This window comes from Pseudomonas sivasensis (assembly GCF_021391435.1).
Taxonomy (GTDB): Bacteria; Pseudomonadota; Gammaproteobacteria; order Pseudomonadales; family Pseudomonadaceae; genus Aquipseudomonas; species Aquipseudomonas sivasensis.
The window spans coordinates 829,915-848,718 of the sequence record NZ_CP090029.1; the positions used below are offsets into that span (position 1 = coordinate 829,915).

General features: G+C 59.9%; 20 protein-coding genes. 11 read left to right on the plus strand and 9 right to left on the minus strand.

The genetic code is table 11. The features are described 5' to 3' along the window. The 5 genes from livM (at position 1) to LRO94_RS03610 (ending at position 5,523) form a co-directional block, all read left to right on the plus strand. A complete protein-coding gene (gene livM, locus LRO94_RS03590) occupies positions 1-1,278 on the plus strand; it encodes a high-affinity branched-chain amino acid ABC transporter permease LivM (protein ID WP_032890532.1) in 1,278 nt (425 codons plus the stop codon). Further along, a complete protein-coding gene (locus tag LRO94_RS03595) occupies positions 1,275-2,150 on the plus strand; it encodes an ABC transporter ATP-binding protein (protein ID WP_027607703.1) in 876 nt (291 codons plus the stop codon). Before livM ends, LRO94_RS03595 begins: the two co-directional genes overlap by 4 nt. Beyond that, on the plus strand, positions 2,147-2,863 hold the full coding sequence (locus LRO94_RS03600) for an ABC transporter ATP-binding protein (protein WP_032890534.1): 717 nt from the start codon (positions 2,147-2,149) through the stop codon (positions 2,861-2,863). Before LRO94_RS03595 ends, LRO94_RS03600 begins: the two co-directional genes overlap by 4 nt. A gap of 785 nt (positions 2,864-3,648) precedes the next feature. Then, entirely contained in the window at positions 3,649-4,413 is a 765-nt protein-coding gene (locus LRO94_RS03605) for an SDR family oxidoreductase (protein ID WP_032890536.1), read from the plus strand. Between the two features lie 204 nt (positions 4,414-4,617). Beyond that, positions 4,618-5,523: a cation diffusion facilitator family transporter gene (locus LRO94_RS03610; protein ID WP_122682073.1), complete on the plus strand. Its 906-nt coding sequence runs from the start codon at positions 4,618-4,620 to the stop codon at positions 5,521-5,523. Here LRO94_RS03610 and LRO94_RS03615 read toward each other — a convergent pair. The 5 genes from LRO94_RS03615 to ureE all read right to left on the minus strand — a co-directional run bounded on the left by LRO94_RS03615 (position 5,495) and on the right by ureE (position 9,185). Next, a complete protein-coding gene (locus LRO94_RS03615; RefSeq protein WP_179179589.1) occupies positions 5,495-6,613 on the minus strand; it encodes an AGE family epimerase/isomerase in 1,119 nt (372 codons plus the stop codon). The genes LRO94_RS03610 and LRO94_RS03615 overlap by 29 nt on opposite strands. A 163-nt stretch (positions 6,614-6,776) precedes the next feature. Next, positions 6,777-7,349 (minus strand): HupE/UreJ family protein, encoded by a 573-nt coding sequence (locus tag LRO94_RS03620; protein ID WP_179179588.1) that lies wholly within the window; start codon positions 7,347-7,349, stop codon positions 6,777-6,779. Positions 7,350-7,371: 22 nt separating this feature from the next. Then, positions 7,372-7,989 carry an urease accessory protein UreG gene (gene ureG, locus LRO94_RS03625; protein ID WP_032890544.1) on the minus strand — a complete coding sequence of 206 codons (618 nt, stop codon included), beginning with the start codon at positions 7,987-7,989 and terminating at the stop codon, positions 7,372-7,374. A 24-nt stretch (positions 7,990-8,013) separates the two neighbouring features. Further along, entirely contained in the window at positions 8,014-8,688 is a 675-nt protein-coding gene (locus LRO94_RS03630) for an urease accessory protein UreF (RefSeq protein ID WP_099602069.1), read from the minus strand. Continuing rightward, positions 8,685-9,185, minus strand: a complete 501-nt coding sequence (gene ureE, locus LRO94_RS03635; RefSeq protein ID WP_179179587.1) for an urease accessory protein UreE — start codon at positions 9,183-9,185, stop codon at positions 8,685-8,687. Before ureE ends, LRO94_RS03630 begins: the two co-directional genes overlap by 4 nt. Positions 9,186-9,526: 341 nt before the next feature. Between ureE and LRO94_RS03640 the strand changes: the two genes are divergently transcribed. Continuing rightward, on the plus strand, positions 9,527-10,057 hold the full coding sequence (locus LRO94_RS03640; RefSeq protein ID WP_032890549.1) for a C40 family peptidase: 531 nt from the start codon (positions 9,527-9,529) through the stop codon (positions 10,055-10,057). Positions 10,058-10,062: 5 nt separating this feature from the next. Here the strand turns inward: LRO94_RS03640 and LRO94_RS03645 are convergent, their stop codons facing one another. After that, positions 10,063-10,695, minus strand: coding sequence for a TetR family transcriptional regulator (locus LRO94_RS03645; RefSeq protein ID WP_032890551.1), 633 nt, complete (start codon positions 10,693-10,695; stop codon positions 10,063-10,065). Positions 10,696-10,848: 153 nt separating this feature from the next. Further along, positions 10,849-11,220 (minus strand): hypothetical protein, encoded by a 372-nt coding sequence (locus LRO94_RS03650; protein ID WP_032890553.1) that lies wholly within the window; start codon positions 11,218-11,220, stop codon positions 10,849-10,851. Positions 11,221-11,565: 345 nt separating this feature from the next. On the opposite strand from LRO94_RS03650, the gene LRO94_RS03655 reads away from it, so the two are divergent. Next, complete coding sequence (locus tag LRO94_RS03655; protein ID WP_179179586.1) at positions 11,566-13,635, plus strand: AsmA family protein; 2,070 nt, start codon at positions 11,566-11,568, stop codon at positions 13,633-13,635. A 109-nt stretch (positions 13,636-13,744) separates the two neighbouring features. Here LRO94_RS03655 and LRO94_RS03660 read toward each other — a convergent pair whose 3' ends face one another. Further along, on the minus strand, positions 13,745-14,275 hold the full coding sequence (locus tag LRO94_RS03660) for a ferritin-like domain-containing protein (RefSeq protein WP_032890557.1): 531 nt from the start codon (positions 14,273-14,275) through the stop codon (positions 13,745-13,747). Positions 14,276-14,450: 175 nt separating this feature from the next. Between LRO94_RS03660 and LRO94_RS03665 the strand changes: the two genes are divergently transcribed. Then, a complete protein-coding gene (locus tag LRO94_RS03665) occupies positions 14,451-15,341 on the plus strand; it encodes an esterase/lipase family protein (RefSeq protein WP_122753883.1) in 891 nt (296 codons plus the stop codon). Here the strand turns inward: LRO94_RS03665 and LRO94_RS03670 are convergent. Continuing rightward, the gene (locus LRO94_RS03670) at positions 15,338-16,216 is read right to left on the minus strand and encodes a DMT family transporter (RefSeq protein ID WP_179179585.1); all 879 of its coding nucleotides are present in this window, start codon (positions 16,214-16,216) and stop codon (positions 15,338-15,340) included. The two genes, LRO94_RS03665 and LRO94_RS03670, sit on opposite strands and share 4 nt — an antisense overlap. Positions 16,217-16,313: 97 nt before the next feature. On the opposite strand from LRO94_RS03670, the gene LRO94_RS03675 reads away from it, so the two are divergent. From LRO94_RS03675 to LRO94_RS03685, 3 genes are all read left to right on the plus strand, one after another. Next, positions 16,314-17,102: an AraC family transcriptional regulator gene (locus tag LRO94_RS03675; protein ID WP_032890562.1), complete on the plus strand. Its 789-nt coding sequence runs from the start codon at positions 16,314-16,316 to the stop codon at positions 17,100-17,102. 70 nt (positions 17,103-17,172) lie between these two features. Continuing rightward, positions 17,173-17,472: a PsiF family protein gene (locus tag LRO94_RS03680; protein WP_017849707.1), complete on the plus strand. Its 300-nt coding sequence runs from the start codon at positions 17,173-17,175 to the stop codon at positions 17,470-17,472. A gap of 146 nt (positions 17,473-17,618) precedes the next feature. Continuing rightward, on the plus strand, positions 17,619-18,632 hold the full coding sequence (locus LRO94_RS03685) for an AI-2E family transporter (RefSeq protein ID WP_032890564.1): 1,014 nt from the start codon (positions 17,619-17,621) through the stop codon (positions 18,630-18,632). The last annotated feature ends 172 nt before the right edge of the window (positions 18,633-18,804 follow it).

Here is an 18,804-nt window from a genome sequence, read left to right on the forward strand (position 1 = left end):
ATGTCTGCTGCCAAACCTATCGATATCAAGAAAAGTGTCGTCGATACGATCCTTGCCGGGCTGATTTCCCTGATCGTGTTCGGTCCGATCGTCGGCGTGGTCCTCGACGGCTACAGCTTCAACCTGGAACCTGCGCGCGTGGCCATCTTGGTCGCCATCGTGATGGCCGGACGCTTTGCCCTCAGCCTGTTCCTGCAAACCCCCAAGGGCGTGAAGATTCTGCAGGGCTTCGAGAGCAGTGGCTCCGGCGTGCATGTACTGCCACCGGACTACAAGTCGCGGCTGCGCTGGATCATTCCGGCACTGATCGTGATCGCCATCGTGTTCCCGATCTTCGCCAACAAGTACCTGCTGACCGTGGTGATCCTCGGGCTGATCTACGTGTTGCTCGGCCTCGGCCTGAACATCGTGGTCGGCCTGGCCGGCTTGCTCGACCTGGGTTACGTGGCGTTCTACGCCATCGGTGCCTACGGCCTGGCATTGGGTTATCAGTACCTCGGCCTGGGCTTCTGGAGCGTGCTGCCCCTGGCCGCCATCGCGGCGGCACTGGCGGGGTGCATACTTGGGTTTCCGGTATTGCGAATGCACGGGGACTACCTGGCCATCGTGACCCTGGGCTTCGGTGAAATCATCCGCCTGGTGCTCAATAACTGGCTGTCGTTCACCGGTGGCCCGAACGGCATGCCGGTGCCTTCGCCGACCTTCCTCGGCCTGGAGTTCGGGCGCAAGGCGAAGGAGGGTGGGATTCCGTTCCACGAATTCTTCGGCCTCGATTACAACCCCAACATCAAGTTCATGTTCATCTACATCGTGCTGTTCCTGGTGGTGCTGGCCGTGCTGTACATCAAGCACCGCCTGACCCGCATGCCGGTTGGCCGCGCCTGGGAAGCCTTGCGTGAAGATGAGATCGCTTGCCGTTCCATGGGCCTGAACCACGTGCTGGTCAAGCTTTCGGCATTCACCATCGGCGCATCTACTGCGGGTTTGGCCGGGGTGTTCTTTGCCAGCTACCAGGGCTTCGTCAACCCGTCGTCGTTCACCTTCTTCGAGTCGGCGCTGATCCTGGCCATCGTGGTCTTGGGCGGCATGGGCTCGACGGTCGGGGTGGTCATCGCGGCCTTCGTGTTGACCGTAGCGCCTGAATTGCTGCGCAGCTTCAGCGAATACCGCGTGCTGCTGTTTGGTGTGTTGATGGTGGTGATGATGATCTGGCGACCACGCGGCTTGATCCGCATAAGCCGTACCGGTGTGACCCCACGTAAAGGAGTGGCGCCATGAGCAAGGAAGTCGTCCTCTCTGTGGAGCACCTGATGATGCACTTCGGTGGCATCAAGGCCTTGAGCGATGTGAGCCTCAAGGTCGAACGCAACTCGATCTTCGCCCTGATCGGCCCTAACGGCGCCGGCAAAACCACTGTATTCAACTGCCTCACCGGTTTTTACAAAGCCAGTGGCGGCAAGATCGAACTGAACATTCGTGGCAAACAGACCAACGTGATCCAACTGCTGGGCGAGCGCTTCAAGGCCGTCGATTTTGTGTCGCCGAAAAGCTTCCTCAGCCGCGTGTACTACAAAATGTTCGGCGGCACCCACCTGGTCAACCGTGCCGGTTTGGCGCGGACCTTCCAGAACATTCGCCTGTTCAAGGAAATGTCGGTGTTGGAAAACCTGCTGGTGGCCCAGCACATGTGGGTCAACCGCAACATGCTCGCAGGCATCCTTAACACCAAGGGCTACCGCAAGGCCGAAAGCGATGCGCTCGACCACGCGTTCTACTGGCTGGAAGTTGTCGACCTGGTGGACTGCGCCAACCGCCTGGCCGGTGAGCTTTCCTACGGCCAACAGCGCCGCCTGGAAATCGCCCGCGCCATGTGCACCCGGCCGCAGATCATCTGCCTGGACGAACCGGCAGCGGGCCTGAACCCCCAGGAAACCGAAGCCCTCAGCGCGATGATTCGCCTGCTGCGCGACGAACACGACCTTACGGTGGTGCTGATCGAACACGACATGGGCATGGTGATGAGTATTTCCGACCACATCGTGGTGCTGGACCACGGCAACGTGATCGCCGAGGGCGGGCCGGAAGCGATCCGCAACGACCCTAAAGTGATTGCCGCCTACCTGGGCGCAGACGAAGAGGAGCTGGTATGAGTGCACCTATCCTCGAAATGAAGGACCTGGACGTGTTCTACGGTCCGATCCAGGCCCTGAAGAAAGTCTCGCTGCACATCAACGAAGGCGAAACCGTCAGCCTGATCGGCTCCAACGGCGCGGGTAAATCCACGCTGCTGATGTCGATCTTCGGCCAGCCACGGGCTGAGTCGGGGCAGATCATCTACAACGGTGTCGACATTACCCACAAGTCGTCCCACTACATCGCCTCCAACGGCATCGCGCAGTCGCCTGAAGGGCGGCGGGTGTTCCCCGACATGACTGTCGAGGAAAACCTGCTGATGGGCACTATCCCCATTGGCGACAAATATGCTCAGGAAGACATGCAGCGCATGTTCGAGCTGTTCCCCCGCCTCAAGGAAAGGCGCAACCAGCGCGCCATGACCATGTCCGGTGGTGAGCAGCAAATGCTTGCCATCGCACGCGCGCTGATGAGCCGGCCCAAGCTGTTGCTGTTGGATGAGCCGAGCCTGGGGTTGGCGCCGATTGTGGTGAAGCAGATCTTTTCCACCCTGCGCGAGCTGGCAGCCACCGGGATGACCATCTTCCTGGTGGAGCAGAACGCTAACCACGCACTGCGTTTGTCGGACCGGGCGTATGTGATGGTCAACGGTGAGATTCGCCTCACAGGCACCGGCAAGGAGCTGCTGGTGAACGAGGAAGTGCGCAACGCCTACCTCGGCGGGCACTGATCTAAAGCTTGACGCAAACCCCCTGTGGGAGCGGGCTTGCTCGCGAATGCGGTGTATCAGTCAGTAGACTGGAACTGACCCACCGCTTTCGCGAGCAAGCCCGCTCCCACATTTGTTTTGCGGTGTTCATAAGGCCGATCCCAAATTGTGGAAAACAAATCCAGCCCCCCTCCAAAGCGCGACATATAGCCGCCGCAAATACCTGTTTTGTCACGCTTTTGACTTGTCCCCATCCACTGTGGAACCGGCTGTGGGTAACGTGGGAGTACCTGCCTGAACGCCTTTAAAACCGTGGCTTACAGCGTGATGGTTGTTTTTTGATCAGCGGCTTTTTGGCGACCGGCCAAGGGGTTTGTCAACCTGTTTAAAGACACAGGTATATGACCGAAATATGACTCTTCAGCCTGTGGATAAGTCTGTGATTAAACTCTGGAAAGACCTCCGCAGAGGCCGGAATGACTGGCCTGGAGCCATCGTCCGGATTTCCCCTCTGTCGATGGGCCTACATACGCCCTCGCCAAGGTCAAGCAAAAAACTTTCTAAAATCGGCTGCAGGCCTTGTACACAGAGGCTTTCGGTATTTTGTACTTGCCCCCAAAGACTGTGGGCGCAGCTGTGGATAACCTGCGCGCATATGGCTGCAGGCCACGGTTCATAAGGCTTTGCTTGATTTGATCAAAAAGTGATCAGCTTTATATGAAAGGGTGTGCTTAGCGGTTGCCGCGACGGCGGTGTAAGGGCATTCTGCTGGCTGTTTTTTTCCCGATGCCCGCAAGGAGAACACCATGTCCGACACGCTGTTTATTACTGGCGCAACTTCAGGTTTTGGCGAAGCCTGCGCCCGTCGTTTTGCTGAAGCCGGTTGGAAACTGGTGCTCACTGGCCGCCGCGCCGAGCGTTTGAATGCCTTGGTTGAAGAGCTTTCCAAGCAGACCGAAGTGCACGGCCTGGTCGTGGACGTGCGTGACCGCAAGGGCATGGAAGACGCCATCGCCAGTCTGCCGCCGTCGTTCGCCAAACTGCGTGGCCTGATCAACAACGCGGGCTTGGCCGTGGGCACTGATCCTGCGCCCAAGTGCAGCCTCGACGATTGGGAGACCATGGTCGATACCAACATCAAGGGCCTGCTGACCACCACCAACCTGCTGCTGCCGCGCTTGATCGCCCACGGCCGTGGCGCCGGCATCATCAACCTCGGCTCCATCGCCGGTAACTACCCATACCCTGGCAGCCACGTGTACGGCGGCTCCAAGGCGTTTGTGAAGCAGTTCTCCCTGAACTTGCGTTGCGATCTGCAAGGCACCGGCGTGCGCGTGACGAACATCGAGCCAGGCCTGTGTGAGAGTGAATTCTCGCTGGTACGCTTCGGCGGTGATCAGGCGCGTTATGACGCGACCTATGCCGGCGCTGAGCCGATCCAGCCGCAGGACATTGCCGACACCATCTTCTGGGTGATGAACACGCCGGCGCACGTCAACATCAACCGCCTGGAGCTGATGCCGGTGAGCCAGACCTGGGCCGGGTTTGCGATTGAGCGGGGCGGTAAGTAAGGCTTTAAACCGCGTCGCTGCCATCGGGAGCAAGCCCCTCTCACACTTGACTGTGTTCACAAGTCGGAACGTGGGAACCCAATCCCATGTGGGAGGGGGTTTACTCCCGATGGCGTCAAATCGGCCAAAACAGGCCATAAGGTACACTCCACTCCTGAAAACCCCACCGCATCGTGCGGTTCAAAGGTTTTGACGGGAGGAAATGTGAGTAACCGAGGTGAGCAGGCACTGCTCAAACAATCGACGATTCTGATGTTCGCGGTAGCGATCGCCGGCATTGTCACTGGTGTGATATCCGGCGCCCAATCTATTCTGTTCGACGGCTTTTTCTCGCTGATCGCCACCGCCATCAAGGTGTTGATGCTGATCACGGCCAAGTTGATCGCCAAGAAAAGCAACGCGCGCTTCCAGTTCGGCTACTGGCACCTGGAGCCGTTGGTGCTGCTGATCGAAGGCAGCTTTCTGCTGTTGATCGCCATCTACGCATTCCTCAACGGTGTGTTCGGCATGATCAATGGCGGGCGCGAGATCGAGTTGGGCATGGTGATCATCTACGCGGCGGTGTTCACCGTCGTTGAGTTCGCCTACTTCTTCTATGTGCGCTACCGCAACCGCGCGCTCAAATCGTCGTTGATCCAGTTCGATAACATCAGTTGGCTGGTGGACGCGATGCTGTCGGTGGGCTTGCTGATCAGCTTTCTGGCCGCGCTGTTGCTCAAGTCCCAGGGCTATGGCGAGTGGGCGGTGTATGTCGACCCCTTGATCCTGATCCTGCTGGCCCTGAGCATGCTGGCGCCGGCCTTCAAGATCCTGCGCCCAGCGTTACGCGAGGTGCTGGGGATTGCCCCCGACCATTTGGACGACAAGGTTCGCGAAGTCATGGATGCGGTCCGCGCCAGGCATGGTTTCGACGACTACGTGTCCTACGTGCAAAAGCACGGGCGGGCGCGGTTTATCGAGATTCACGTGGTGCTGCCGGCGGATTACCCGGTGGATAACGTCGCCACCCTGGATAGGTTGCGCGAAGAGATATCCACAGGGCTCGGCACTCCGGATGCGGCGCGCTGGTTAACGATCAGTTTTACGGGCGACCGTAAATGGATTGCGTGAGGCCCTGATAGCAGGTCGCCAGATGATAAGGCGTGGTCGACGGCATATCCCGTCGGCTCACCGCGCCGTTGGCATCCAGGCATTCATGCCAGCCTTTCTCATGCAGGAAATGCTGTTGCAGCGCCAGCAATTGGCGTTGCAGCACCGCTTCGCTGTCGGGCCGCAAGGTCAGTGCCCGCAGGTATTCGGCCTGGGCCCAGATACGCTGGGTAGCGTCACGCACGCTGCCATCGAGGGCAAGCATGCCGCTGACCGCGCCGCTTAACGTATCCACACCCTTTTGCTCGGCGTAGGTAAACGCTCGGGTCAGTGAAGCATGCAACGGCGTGCCGCGTAACACGGACGACGACTCCAGCAAAAAGAACCACTCGAATTGATGCCCTGGCTCAAACCAGTTATCCACAGCACCCAGCGGTTTTTCCATCATCACCCCATGCTGGCGGTCGATGAAGCGCTGCTGCATGGCCGTCGCCAAGCCCAGCAGGGCCGCTTGTACGTCGGCGTCTTCACGCACGGCGAGGGTGGCGAGGAAGCCCTCGGCCAGGTGCATCAAGGGATTTTGCAGGGGGCCGGATTTGAGGGAAGACCAGTTACGTTCAAGTACCGCTTCATACAGGCCATCGCCCGTGGCGAAACGCTCGGCGACCACTTCAAGGGCGGCATTGAGTACCGATTCCACCAGCGGCTCGCGCACTTTGGCCCAGTAATGGGCGCAGGCGAAGATGATGAAGGCGTGGGTGTAGAGGTCTTTGCGCTTGTCCAGCGGCTGCCCGGCCGGGTCGATGCTGTAGAACCAACCGCCGTGTTCGGCGTCGTGGAAGTGCCGTTGCAGGGAACGGAACAACGCGGCGGCACGTTCTTCGGCAAAGGCAGCACCGGGCTCGCCGATCAGGCTGGCGAACAGGTACAGCTGTCGAGCGCAGGCCATAGCGCGGTAGCGTTGCGGCGGCAAAGGCCGATGATCGGCATCCAGCGCCTCATAGGGCAACGCCAACTCGGCATTCCAGCCCGGGCCCTGCCAGAGCGGCACGATCAAGGTATGGAAGTGGGTGAGCACAGAATTCAACGTGGGCTGGGAAGCGATGGGCATTGGCTGGCGTCGTCACGGCAGGGGTGTAGGCGCGCATGGTAGCAGGCTTGCGTTCTGTGGTGTCTGTGCCCGCGCTATCGGGGGCAAGCCCCCTCCCACCTTTGAAGGTGTTCACGCATCAAAATGTGGAGGGGGCCGATGAGGCCCTCAATAGCCCCGCAAATCAGCCCGCGAGCAACCAAACCCCGGTCGCCGCTGAAGCAGCACCGGCAACCCGCACCAACGGGGCCGCCGCCGCAGGCAGAAACCGCACCACGGCATAGCCGGCAGCGTGCAACGCAGCAGTTGCCCCGACAAAACCGGCCGCATACGTCCAAGGGCTGGACATTTCCGGCAGCTCCAGGCCATGCGCCACCCCGTGGAACAGCGCAAACAACGCCGTAGCGCCCACAGCCATGAACAGTGGTGGACGCACCGCCAGCGCCACTGCCAGGCCCAGCGCCAGCACCGACGCGGCAATCCCGCTTTCCAGCGCGGGTAATGCCAGCCCTTCAAAACCCAGCACGCCGCCGATCAACATGGTGCCGACGAAGGTGCACGGCAGGGCCCAACGGGCGGCGCCTTTTTGCTGGGCTGCCCACAGGCCGACTGCAACCATGGCCAGCAGGTGATCAAGGCCGCCCAGTGGGTGGCTGATACCGGCCATCAGGCCATTGTCGCCGTGGCCGGGGTGAGCGAAAGCCAAAGCTGGGGCGAGCAGCAGAGCGGCGGCGGCGAAGAGTTTGTTGAGGCTCATAAACAGGTTCCTTATGGGTTGATCAGGCGGCAGTGGTCAGCAGGCCCTGGCGCTCGATAAAAGCGACGATCTCGTCCAGGCCGACGCCGGTTTTCTGGTTACTGAACACAAAGGGTTTGCCGTTGCGCATGCGCTGGGTGTCGCTGTTCATCAGCTCCAGCGAGGCGCCGACCAAGGGCGCCAGGTCGATCTTGTTGATCACCAGCAGGTCTGACTTGCAGATACCTGGGCCGCCTTTGCGCGGCAGTTTGTCGCCAGCGGAGACATCGATCACGTAGATGGTCAGGTCTGACAACTCCGGGCTGAACGTAGCCGACAGGTTATCGCCGCCGGACTCCACCAGGATCAGGTCCAGGCCGGGGAAGCGACGGTTGAGTTGGTCCACCGCTTCCAGGTTGATCGAGGCGTCTTCTCGGATGGCCGTGTGCGGGCAGCCGCCGGTTTCCACGCCGATGATGCGTTCGGGCGCCAAGGCCTCGTTACGTACCAAGAAGTCGGCGTCTTCGCGGGTGTAGATGTCGTTGGTGACCACTGCCAGGTTGTAGCGGTCGCGCAGCGCGAGGCACAGGGCAAGGGTCAGGGCGGTTTTGCCGGAGCCGACCGGGCCGCCGATGCCGACGCGCAGGGGTTGTGTGTTCATTTGCTTCTCCAAAATAAAGAGCTCCTAGGAACGGAACAGGCGGCTGTACTGGCGCTCGTGGGCCATGCACGCCAGTGACAGGCCGAACGCAGCGCTGCCGAAATGGTGGGGGTCGACGCGTCCCGCGTCCTGCTGGGCTTGTTGCAGCAGCGGCAGCAGTTCACTGGTCAGGCGCTGGGCGGCTTGTTGGCCCAAGGGCAGGGTTTTCATCAGCACCGCCAATTGGTTTTCCAACCAGCTCCACAGCCAGGCGGCGAGGGCGTCGTCGGGGTTGATGGTCCAGGCGCGTGCGGCCAGGGCCCAGCCCAGAGCCAGATGAGGTTCGCTGCGTTGCTCAAGAAAGGTGCGGGCCTGGCTGTCCAGTTCCGGCAGACCGTTGAGCAGTTGTTGCAGGGAGTAGCCCATCTGGCGGCTCTCTTGATACAGCTCTCGGGTCTCGCGGCTGGCTTGGTGCTCTTCGCACAGTTGCGAGAGTGTCGGCCAATCCTCGGCGGCAGCGGCGCGGCAATGGGCGAGCAGCAACGGTGCTTCGAAACGTGCCAGGTTCAGCAGCAACTGGTCGCTGATCCAACGGCGGGCGCTGGCCGCATCCTTCACGCGGCCGTTCTCCACGGCCATTTCCAGCCCTTGGGAATAGCTGTAGCCGCCAATCGGCAATTGCGGACTGGCCAGACGCAGCAACGCCCAGGCTGGGTTCATAAACGCACGCCGAACTGGTGCAGCTTGGGCGGATAGTTGAAATCTTCATCGCCATGGCGCGAATGATGATGGCCGCCGCCATAGGCGCCGTGCTCCGGCTGGAATGGCGCTTCGAGGGTCTGCGTGGTGGCGCCCAGCTGTTCAAGCATGGCCTTGAGCACGTAGTCGTCGAGCAGGCGCAGCCAGCCATCCCCAACCTGCAACGCCACATGGCGGTTGCCGAGGTGATAGGCCGCGCGTGTCAGTTCAAAGGCATTGGCGCAGGTGACGTGCAGCAGTTGTTCAGGCCGTGCGCATACACGTACGACACGTCCGTCTTCAGCCTGTAGGCATTCGCCATCGTGCAACGGCGGCTGGCCGCGCTCCAGGAACAGGCCAACGTCTTCGCCGTCAGTACTGAAACAGCGCAGGCGGCTCTTGCTGCGCGCTTCGAAAGTGAGCAGCAACTCAGCGGCCCAGAGGGCTTGGGGGGCGATTCGGAGGTGGATCACCAGCATCAGGAGGCTTCCAGCTATGAGCGATGAAACAGCTAGAGCAAGTGGCTTGCCAATCACGGGTTGATGTAGGAAATCTCTGTCGGTACGCGGGGGAGTGCTACCGAATAGGGCGTTAGTGCTTGCTGGGAGTGTTTCAAATTGGTGCGTTGCTTCGTTTATAGCGCCAAAGAGGGGCGTTTTGGCGTCGAGGGCGATGCGGAGTGTATGAAGTTCCTTTCGTCCTTTTCGTTTCTGGGTGTTTTCGGATTAGTCCTACGAGAATTGAGGATTTGGAGTTCGTCGGCTTACGCGCAGGATCTTTAGGATTCGCCGCGTGCTAAACATTCACGACGGGTTCCATCATGTTTCGATCAATTTTGTGTTTATTCGTGTTCAGTCTTTATCTGGTTACGCCCTCATCCTCGGCCAATGTCCAAAAGCGTGCGGTGGCTCCGATCGCGGCCAGCACTCCCCTGCAAGCCCTACAGGCCTTGCCGTCCAAACCGTCCATCAACGATGTGATCGACCGCGCCCATGAGTTGCTGGGCACACCCTATAAGTGGGGAGGGAGCACGGTAGAGCAGGGGTTCGACTGCAGTAGCTTTCTGGTTTATCTGTTCAAGACCCAGGCCAATATCCGTATACCCCGCACCACGGCGGCAATGCACCGTTCAGATGCGATGACGATCAAGCGTCATGCGCTGAAACCTGGGGATGCCGTGTTTTTCAAAGGTAATGGGCGCGGTCAGGTCAGCCATGTCGGCCTCTATATAGGCGAGGGCAAATTCATTCACTCACCCCGAACCGGTAAGACGGTGCGTATCGATTCACTGAGCAATCGCTATTGGAGCAAAAACTACACCACCGCCAAGCGTTTCCATTCGGCCGGGTGACCGGTTTACTCGGTACTGCCCAAGCCCTGCCAGTGCTTGAGGCCGATGAAGATAAAGCGCAGTTGCTGGGTGATTTTCGCCTGGGGCGTGAGGTGAGCCGGCAACGCATGAGCCGGCGGGTCGATGATATCGGGCAGGGTGGCAAACACGCTTTTGACGATAAGGTCCGCCATCACGTGCAGGCCATCGGGGTCCAGGTGCTGCAACTTGGGCATCTGCGTCAGGTCGGCCGCAAGGTCGCGGGTGATGTCTTCGCGCAGGGCGCTGATGGCTTGGCGCACGGCCAGGCAGCCACCGTATTGCTCGCGGGCCAGGAACAAGAATTGCGAACGGTTGGCTGAGACCACATCGAGAAAGATCCGCACCGAGGCGTCGATAATGCCGCCCATCACGAATTCGTTGTGGCGCACCAGGCGGATGGTAGCGCGAAAGGTCTGGCCGACCTCACTCACCAAGACAAGTCCAAGCTGGTCCATATCGGCAAAATGGCGATAGAAACCAGTGGGAACGATGCCGGCCGTCTTGGCTACTTCACGCAGGCTCAGGCTGCCAAACCCACGGCCACACTCCATCAGATGGCGGGCAGCGTCCATCAAGGCAAGGCGGGTCTGTTGCTTCTGTTCGGCGCGGGGCAGCATGGGCGGGGGGCTTTGTCGGCAAGTACAGCGACGCACTCTAGCAAAACAGCTCTGTTGGCGTCGAACTTGGCGGGGGCGCGTTGCGTGACAGGTTCTACAAAAAGTCAAAAAGCCCGGTCGGGTGATCGGGCTTTTTTCTGGGCTACCACAGGGTTAGCTCTGTGCTTGGTTTTGTTCTTTCAGGCGATCAGAACCGTCTTCGGCAACACCTTCAGTGTAAGCGCGCTTGCTGATTTGATCGGCACCGTCTTCAACCAGACCTTTCTCTTGCAGGCGATCGCGACCGTTTTCGGTCAGGCCTTCGGCGTGAGCGCGTTTGCTGATCTGATCCGAACCGTTTTCTGCAACAGCGCCTTTGGCGTAGTCACGGCTATCTTCTTCTTGCGAACCGCTGCGGGCCAGAGTTTGGCTGGCGTGCACGGCGTCGGCTTTGACTTGTGGGGTCACTTGTTCGGCGGCTGGCAGGGCAAAGGCGCTGGAAGCCATGATGGACAACAGGACGGTAGCGAGTACTTGGCGTTTCATGATGGTTGCTCCTTGGGAGGGCGATAAAGTGGGTACAGGGCTAATGCTACTCTCGATATGTCGATATAAAAGTTCATAAACACAATGGTAATAATCAACAGAATTGATTGTTCCTCGCAGAGGCTCTAGACCGGACCTCTCAAGCACGCGGTTTTGCACCGTGGTGGGTATTTTCGACACGAACCTGGGTAACAATGGTGCGCCATTGATGATTGGATTTGTCTGATCGATCAGGAAAATGGCTTTTTGCGACTAAATTGACCACTGGGTTAAACCCCCGGACGGTTTGCCAGTCGTACTCTTATGAGCTGTAGTTCAGCTATTCGTGTTGAGGAGTCCTGTGCAATGACGCGCACTCGTAAAATCGTCGCTTGGAGCTGCGCCAGCTTCGTTCTGTTAATCGCCGTTGCAGTCCTGGTCCTGGTGTTTTTTGACTGGAATCGCATCAAACCGCCCCTCAATGCCAAAGTCTCCGAAGAACTGCATCGCCCGTTTGCCATCAACGGCAACCTCGCCGTGGTGTGGCGGCGAGAGCCCGATGAAGGCGGCTGGCGTGCCTGGGTACCGTGGCCTCATGTGATTGCCGAAGACTTGACCCTGGGTAACCCGGACTGGTCGAAAAAACCGCAGATGGTTTCGTTGAAGAAAGTCGAGCTGCGTATTTCGCCCCTGGCTCTGCTGGCACAGCGTGTGGTTATCCCGCGTATCGATCTCACCGAACCGAGTGCAGAGTTACAGCGCCTGGCCGATGGTCGCGCCAACTGGACCTTCACGTTCGACCCTAAAGACCCCAATGCCGAACCCTCCAACTGGGTGATGGACATCGGTGCCATCGGCTTTGACAAAGGCCACGTGACGCTGGATGACCAGACCCTCAAGACCCAGCTCGACGTGATCATTGACCCCTTGGGCAAACCGATTCCCTTCGGTGAAATCGTCGGCGATGCCGATGCCAAGAAGGCTCTGGAGAAAGGCTCGGCGCCCCAGGACTATGCGTTCGCCCTCAAGGTCAAAGGCCAGTATCACGGCCAGAAGCTCGACGGCACCGGCAAGATCGGCGGCCTGCTGGCCCTGCAGGATGCGGCCAAGCCGTTCCCGCTACAGGCCCAAGTCAAGATCGCTGACACCAACATCGCCCTGGCTGGCACCCTGACCGACCCGCTCAACCTCGGCGCTCTTGACCTGCGCCTGAAGCTGTCCGGCAGCAGCCTGGGCAACCTGTATCCACTGACCGGCGTCACGCTGCCGGACTCGCCGGCCTACGCCACCGACGGCCACTTGATCGCCAAGCTGCACGATGCCAGCGGCGCGTCCTTCCGCTACGACAACTTCAACGGCAAGATCGGCAACAGCGACATTCACGGCAACCTTGCTTACGTCGCCAGCCAGCCACGGCCCAAGCTCAGCGGCGCGCTGGTGTCCAACCAGTTGCTGATGACTGACCTTGCACCCTTGATCGGCGCCGACTCCAACGCCAAGCAAAAGGCCCGTGGCGGCGAAAGCAAACAGCCGGCGACCAAAGTGCTGCCGGTGGAAGAGTTCCGCACCGAACGCTGGCGCGACATGGATGCCGATGTGGAATTCACCGGTAAACGTATCGTGCACAGTGCCGAATTACCCTTTACCGATCTTTATACCCATCTGGTGCTCAACGACGGCGAGCTGAGCCTGGAGCCACTGCGTTTCGGCGTCGCTGGTGGCAAGCTCGATGCGCAGATTCGCCTGAATGGCCGCATCACACCGATGGAAGGTCGCGCCAAATTGACCGCGCGCAATTTCAAGCTCAAGCAACTGTTCCCGAGCTTCGAGCCGATGAAAACCAGCTTCGGTGAACTCAACGGTGACGCCGATATTGCCGGGCGAGGTAACTCCGTGGCGGCGCTGCTGGGCAGCTCCAATGGTGACCTGAAGATGCTGATCAACGACGGTGCCATCAGCCGTGGCCTGATGGAAATCGCCGGGCTCAACGTGGGCAACTACGTAGTGGGCCGCTTGTTCGGCGATAAGGAAGTGAAGATCAACTGTGCCGCCGCGGACTTCGGCATCAAGACGGGCTTGGCGACTACGCGGCTGTTTGTGTTCGATACCGAGAACGCCATTATCTACATCGATGGCACCGCGAACATGGCGACTGAGCAGTTGGACCTGACGGTCACCCCGGAATCCAAAGGCTTCCGTCTCTTCTCCCTGCGCTCGCCGCTGTATGTGAACGGGCCGTTTATCAAGCCGAATGCCGGGGTCAAGGCCATTCCATTAGCCCTGCGCGGCGCGGGCATGGTGGCGCTGGGCGTGATCGCGGGTCCTGCTGCCGGCTTGCTTGCGTTGGTCGCCCCAAGTGGTGGCGAGCCCAATGAGTGCGCGCCGCTGCTGCAGCAGATGAAAGAAGGCAAGGCGCCGAAGACCGTTAAAGGCTAACCAAATGTGGGAGGGGGCTTGCCCCCGATAACGGTATGTCAGTCAGTACCTCTGAGACTGAATCACCGCTATCGGGAGCAAGCCCCCTCCCACATGGGGTTTACGCTATTTAAAGACTTTCGAGGATGTCGGCCATATCGTCCGCATGCTCTTCTTCCTGAGCGAGGATCTCCTCAAACAGGCGGCGAGTGGTCGGGTCTTTGTCGCCGATGTACTGGATGATCTCGCGGTAGCTGTCCACCGCGATGCGCTCGGCGACCAGGTCTTCGTAGACCATTTCCTTCAAGCTGTTACCGGCCACGTACTGCGCGTGGGAGTTCTTCGACAACAGATCGGGGTTGAACTCCGGCTCGCCGCCCAGCTGCACGATGCGCTCGGCCAGTTTGTCGGCATGTTCGGCTTCCTGGGTGGCGTGCTCCAGAAATTCCTCTGCGGCGACGGCTGCTTTAACGCCGCTGGCCATGAAGTAGTGGCGCTTGTAGCGCAGCACGCACACCAGCTCGGTGGCCAGCGACGCGTTGAGCAGGCGGATAATTTCTTCGCGGTCGGCGTCGTAGCCTTCGGTCACGGCACCGTTTTCGACGTTCTGGCGGGCGCGGCTGCGCAGGGTCGCAACGTCGGTCAAGTTTGCTTCAGTCATCTCAATCTCCTGGGGCTAATCCGGGTTACGCCACGCTCTGTCGGCGTGATCGCTCCAAGTTGTGAGTGCCGTGCAGCGCAAAAAGTTTTATCGGATTTACCTCGCGCGTCACGAGCCCGACTTGCAACTGGGCTAGGCTGCATTGCATCAAACGCGCTGCGAGGATATTCGCTTCATGTCACAGTCGTTGGCCACACGCTATCCCCTGGTATTGGTGCCCGGCATGCTCGGATTTGTGCGCATCGGGTTTTTCCCCTACTGGTATGGCATCGTCCCGGCTTTGCGGGCTGGTGGGGCTCAGGTATTCCCGATACAGGTGGCACCGCTGGACTCCAGCGAGGTGCGTGGCGAGCAACTGCTGGTGCAGATCGAGCGCATACGCCGCGAGACTGGGGCGGAAAAGGTCAACTTGATCGGCCATAGCCAAGGCTCACTGACTGCGCGCTATGCAGCAGCCCTGCGCCCGGATTGGGTGGCGTCGGTGACTTCGGTGGCGGGGCCGAACCACGGTTCTGAGCTGGCGGACCATATCCACATCCATTACCCCATCGACGGCGCCAAGGGCCGGATCATGAGCGCGCTGTTTCACCTGGTCGCCTGGGTGATGGGTGTGCTGGAAACCGGTTATCGCGGGCCGCGCTTCAAGGCGGATCTGCAGGCGTCTCACCATTCCCTCACCAGTGAAGGTGTGGCTTTGTTCAATCGCCGGTATCCCCAAGGCTTACCCGAGACATGGGGCGGGCAGGGTGCGGAGGTGGTCAACGGCGTGCGCTATTACTCGTGGTCCGGCACTTTGCAGCCGGGCATCACGGATCGGGGCCGTAATCTGTTTGACGGTACCCATCGCAGTTGCCGCTTGTTCGCCCGCAGCTTTGTGCGGGAAAAGGGCCAGTGTGATGGCATGGTCGGGCGCTACAGCTCACACCTGGGCACGGTGATTGGCGATGATTTTGCCCTGGACCATTTTGATATCGTCAATCAGTCCATGGGGCTGGTGGGCAAGGGCGCCGAGCCGATCCGATTGTTTGTGGAGCATGCCCGGCGCTTGAAAGCGGCGGGTGTTTAAGCCCGTCGGCGCACCGGCGTGGTCCAGCGCTCCGACAAGATCACCCCGCCCAAGGTCAGCAAACCGCCCACCAGGTGATACAACGCCAGCTCCTCCTTCAATACCACCGCCGCAATCAACGCGGTAATCAACGGCAGCAGGTTGAAAAACAGCGTGGTACGGCTTGGTCCCAAGGTCTTCACCGAGTGCATCCACGCCAACGGCGCGAGCATCGACGCCAGTAAACACGCGTACAGCACCAGTGGGATATTTGCCCAGCCCAGGCCGGTTTTGGCCGAGAACAGGAACAGCGGAAACAACACCACCACCGCCACCAGTATCTGCAAATACAGCAACACCAACGGCGGCAGGCGCAGCTGCCATTTTTTCAGCAAGGTGCTGTAGACCGCGTAGGCCAGTGTGGCGACCAGCATCATGGCGTCGCCCAGGTTGACCCCGTGTTGCAACAGCGCGCCCAGGCTGCCGGACGACACCACCACGACCACGCCGGCAAACGACAGCACAGCCCCGGTGAGTGCGCCGAAGGTCAGGCGTTGACCGAGGCTGATGATCGCTGCTGTCAGGGCCATCAACGGCATCAGCGACAGGATGATGCCCATGTTGGTGGCGGTGGTCAGGGAGGCGGCGTAATACGCCAGGCTTTGGTACACGGCCATGCCCAGCACGCCGAGGATGACGATCTTGCCCAGACTCGGGCGGATCTGCGCCCAGTGAGCGATCACCGGCTTGAGCATGAACGGCGTGAACAGTAGCGCCGCCAGCAGCCAGCGGTAAAAACCGATCTCCGACGGGAAAATCGAGCCCACGGCCAGTTTGTTGACCACGGTGTTGCCGGCCCAGATAAAAATGGCCAGCAGGGGATACGCGTACTGCATCGAAAGAAACCAAGTGTGTTGATGAAGCGGGATTATCCCCTGTCTGGATTGAAGCCTATACTGCGATCCAGACAACTCACCTTTGCATCCAGACAATATGGCCCGACACACCGTACGCCTCGCCGATTTCCGTAGCTTGCCCAGCCCGGTCTACTTCCGTTATTCCGACTTTGCCCCTGACACCGAGTGCACGCCGCACCAGCACTTCTGGGGCTCGCTGGATTACTCCGCCAGCGGTGTGATGCGCATGGAAGTGGCCGGTAACCGCTTTATGTCGCCGCCGCAGTACGCGGTCTGGATCCCGCCCAATACTGAGCACAGCTCCTACAACGCCCAGGCGATTGTCTATCACTCGGTCGGCCTGGCCCCCGAGCTCTGCGAGCAACTGCCACAACAGCCTTGCACACTGGCGATCAGCGACATTCTCAAGGCGATCCTGCGCGACTTCGCCCGGCGTGACGTGAATATTCCTCATTCCGAAGCCGATATCCGCCTGGCCCAAGTATTGGTGGATCAACTGCGGCAGGCACCGATCCACGACGGTTTCCTGCCCTACGCCCGCCGCCCAGGGCTGCTTGGCGTTCTGGAAGGTATGCAGGCCGACCCCGGCGATAACCGCCCGCTGGCGCAATGGGCTGAACAGGTGCATGTGAGCGAACGCACCCTGGCGCGCCAGTTTGTGCGCGAGTTGGGCATGAGCTTCGGTGAATGGCGCCAGCGTCTGCGATACCTGGCGGCCATCGAAGCCCTCGACAGCGAACGCAGCGTGCAGCAGGTGGCGTTCGACCTCGGCTACAGCACCGCCTCGGCGTTTATCGCGATGTTCCAGCGCCATGCTGGCTGCACGCCGGAGCAGTACCGCCGGACGAATATTCGCTGTGGATGAAGATGTAACAGGCTTTGACTACACTGCGGATAGGCCATGCCCATCGGCGTGGTAACAGGGAGAAAACTCCATGAAGATGCTGCGTATTCCGTTATTGATGATGGGCTTGCTGCTGTGTTCCCAAGGCTTTGCCGCCACTGCCCAGCAAAACAAAATGACCACCTGCAATGCTGAGGCCACCACCAAGACGCTCAAGGGCGACGAGCGCAAGGCGTTCATGAAAACCTGCCTGTCGGCCCCGGCTGCCAATGACGCCAAGACCCTGACGCCGCAGCAGCAGAAGATGAAGGATTGCAATGCGTCGGCGAAAACCAAAGCGCTGACCGGCGATGCGCGCAAGACGTTCATGAGCACCTGCCTCAAAGGTTGATCACGATTTCGTCGGTGCTGAAGATTAAATGTGGGAGGGGAGGTGCCCCTCTCACACTTGATCGCATTCACAACCTATCCACTCGCTTGATTCTCTGAAGGCTGGCAGACTGCCCATCCTTTAACGCCGTTCGTTTTTGAGGCTGTATGCCAACGTTTTCTCAGCGTCATGTGTTGTTGCTGGCCAGCTACATCATCATTTTCGGCGGACTGCTGCTGGTGCTGCCGCTGAAATTGCTGCCCAGCCTGCTGGCCGGTTTGTTGGTCTATGAACTGGTCAACATGCTCACCCCCCAACTGCAACGGCTGATCGAAGGCCGCCGCGCGCGCTGGCTGGCAGTGGCGTTGCTCGGGACCCTGATTGTCAGCGTGCTTGCGCTGATCTTCGCCGGCGCCATTAGCTTCCTGCTCCACGAAGCGGAAAATCCCGGGGCTTCCCTCGACAAATTCATGGGCGTGGTCGACCGCGCGCGGGGCCAACTTCCGCCATTCCTCGACGCCTACCTGCCGGCCAGCGCCGCGGAATTCCGTGTGGCCATCGGTGAGTGGCTGAGCAAACACCTGAGCGAGCTGCAACTGGTGGGCAAAGACGCCGCGCACATGTTCGTCACCCTGCTGATCGGCATGGTGCTCGGCGCGATCATCGCCCTGCAGCGCGTGCCTGACCTGACCAAGCGCAAGCCCCTGGCGGCGGCGCTGTTCGACCGCCTGCACCTGCTGGTCCAGGCCTTTCGCAACATCGTCTTCGCTCAGATAAAGATCGCCGCGCTCAACACCGCCTTCACCGCCATATTCCTCGCCGTGGTGCTGCCGCTGTGTGGCATTCACCTGCCGCTGACCAAAACCCTGATCGTGCTGACCTTCCTGCTCGGCCTGCTGCCGGTGATCGGCAACCTGATGTCCAACACCCTGATCACCATCGTCGCGCTGTCGCTGTCGATCTGGGTGGCAGTGGCGGCGTTGGGCTATTTAATCGTGATCCACAAGGTCGAGTACTTCCTCAATGCGCGCATTGTTGGCGGGCAGATCAGTGCCAAGTCGTGGGAACTGCTGCTCGCGATGTTGGTGTTTGAAGCCGCATTCGGTCTGCCGGGCGTGGTGGCGGGGCCGATCTACTATGCGTATCTGAAGAGTGAGCTGAAACTGGGTGGGATGGTTTGATTTACTAAGGTGAACGACTCTACCTACGCTGCGCGAACGGCAGAGTTGAGCACGGTAGTGCAGTCGTCACCACTGCCAAGGCCTGATCAATGATGCGGCACGCTGTAATTATCTAACCCTCAATAGGCAGGACCCGCTGATAGCGTTTGATCTAACTAACGCGAACAGAAGG

Bases quoted from the DNA above. Each gene is read 5' to 3' on its own strand.
- livM (WP_032890532.1), top strand. From the start codon at position 1: ATGTCTGCTGCCAAACCTATCGATATCAAGAAAAGTGTCGTCGATACG.
- LRO94_RS03595 (WP_027607703.1), top strand. From the start codon at position 1,275: ATGAGCAAGGAAGTCGTCCTCTCTGTGGAGCACCTGATGATGCACTTC.
- LRO94_RS03600 (WP_032890534.1), top strand. From the start codon at position 2,147: ATGAGTGCACCTATCCTCGAAATGAAGGACCTGGACGTGTTCTACGGT.
- LRO94_RS03605 (WP_032890536.1), top strand. From the start codon at position 3,649: ATGTCCGACACGCTGTTTATTACTGGCGCAACTTCAGGTTTTGGCGAA.
- LRO94_RS03615 (WP_179179589.1), bottom strand. From the start codon at position 6,613: ATGCCCATCGCTTCCCAGCCCACGTTGAATTCTGTGCTCACCCACTTC.
- LRO94_RS03620 (WP_179179588.1), bottom strand. From the start codon at position 7,349: ATGAGCCTCAACAAACTCTTCGCCGCCGCCGCTCTGCTGCTCGCCCCA.
- ureG (WP_032890544.1), bottom strand. From the start codon at position 7,989: ATGAACACACAACCCCTGCGCGTCGGCATCGGCGGCCCGGTCGGCTCC.
- LRO94_RS03630 (WP_099602069.1), bottom strand. From the start codon at position 8,688: ATGAACCCAGCCTGGGCGTTGCTGCGTCTGGCCAGTCCGCAATTGCCG.
- ureE (WP_179179587.1), bottom strand. From the start codon at position 9,185: ATGCTGGTGATCCACCTCCGAATCGCCCCCCAAGCCCTCTGGGCCGCT.
- LRO94_RS03640 (WP_032890549.1), top strand. From the start codon at position 9,527: ATGTTTCGATCAATTTTGTGTTTATTCGTGTTCAGTCTTTATCTGGTT.
- LRO94_RS03645 (WP_032890551.1), bottom strand. From the start codon at position 10,695: ATGCTGCCCCGCGCCGAACAGAAGCAACAGACCCGCCTTGCCTTGATG.
- LRO94_RS03650 (WP_032890553.1), bottom strand. From the start codon at position 11,220: ATGAAACGCCAAGTACTCGCTACCGTCCTGTTGTCCATCATGGCTTCC.
- LRO94_RS03655 (WP_179179586.1), top strand. From the start codon at position 11,566: ATGACGCGCACTCGTAAAATCGTCGCTTGGAGCTGCGCCAGCTTCGTT.
- LRO94_RS03660 (WP_032890557.1), bottom strand. From the start codon at position 14,275: ATGACTGAAGCAAACTTGACCGACGTTGCGACCCTGCGCAGCCGCGCC.
- LRO94_RS03665 (WP_122753883.1), top strand. From the start codon at position 14,451: ATGTCACAGTCGTTGGCCACACGCTATCCCCTGGTATTGGTGCCCGGC.
- LRO94_RS03670 (WP_179179585.1), bottom strand. From the start codon at position 16,216: ATGCAGTACGCGTATCCCCTGCTGGCCATTTTTATCTGGGCCGGCAAC.
- LRO94_RS03675 (WP_032890562.1), top strand. From the start codon at position 16,314: ATGGCCCGACACACCGTACGCCTCGCCGATTTCCGTAGCTTGCCCAGC.
- LRO94_RS03680 (WP_017849707.1), top strand. From the start codon at position 17,173: ATGAAGATGCTGCGTATTCCGTTATTGATGATGGGCTTGCTGCTGTGT.
- LRO94_RS03685 (WP_032890564.1), top strand. From the start codon at position 17,619: ATGCCAACGTTTTCTCAGCGTCATGTGTTGTTGCTGGCCAGCTACATC.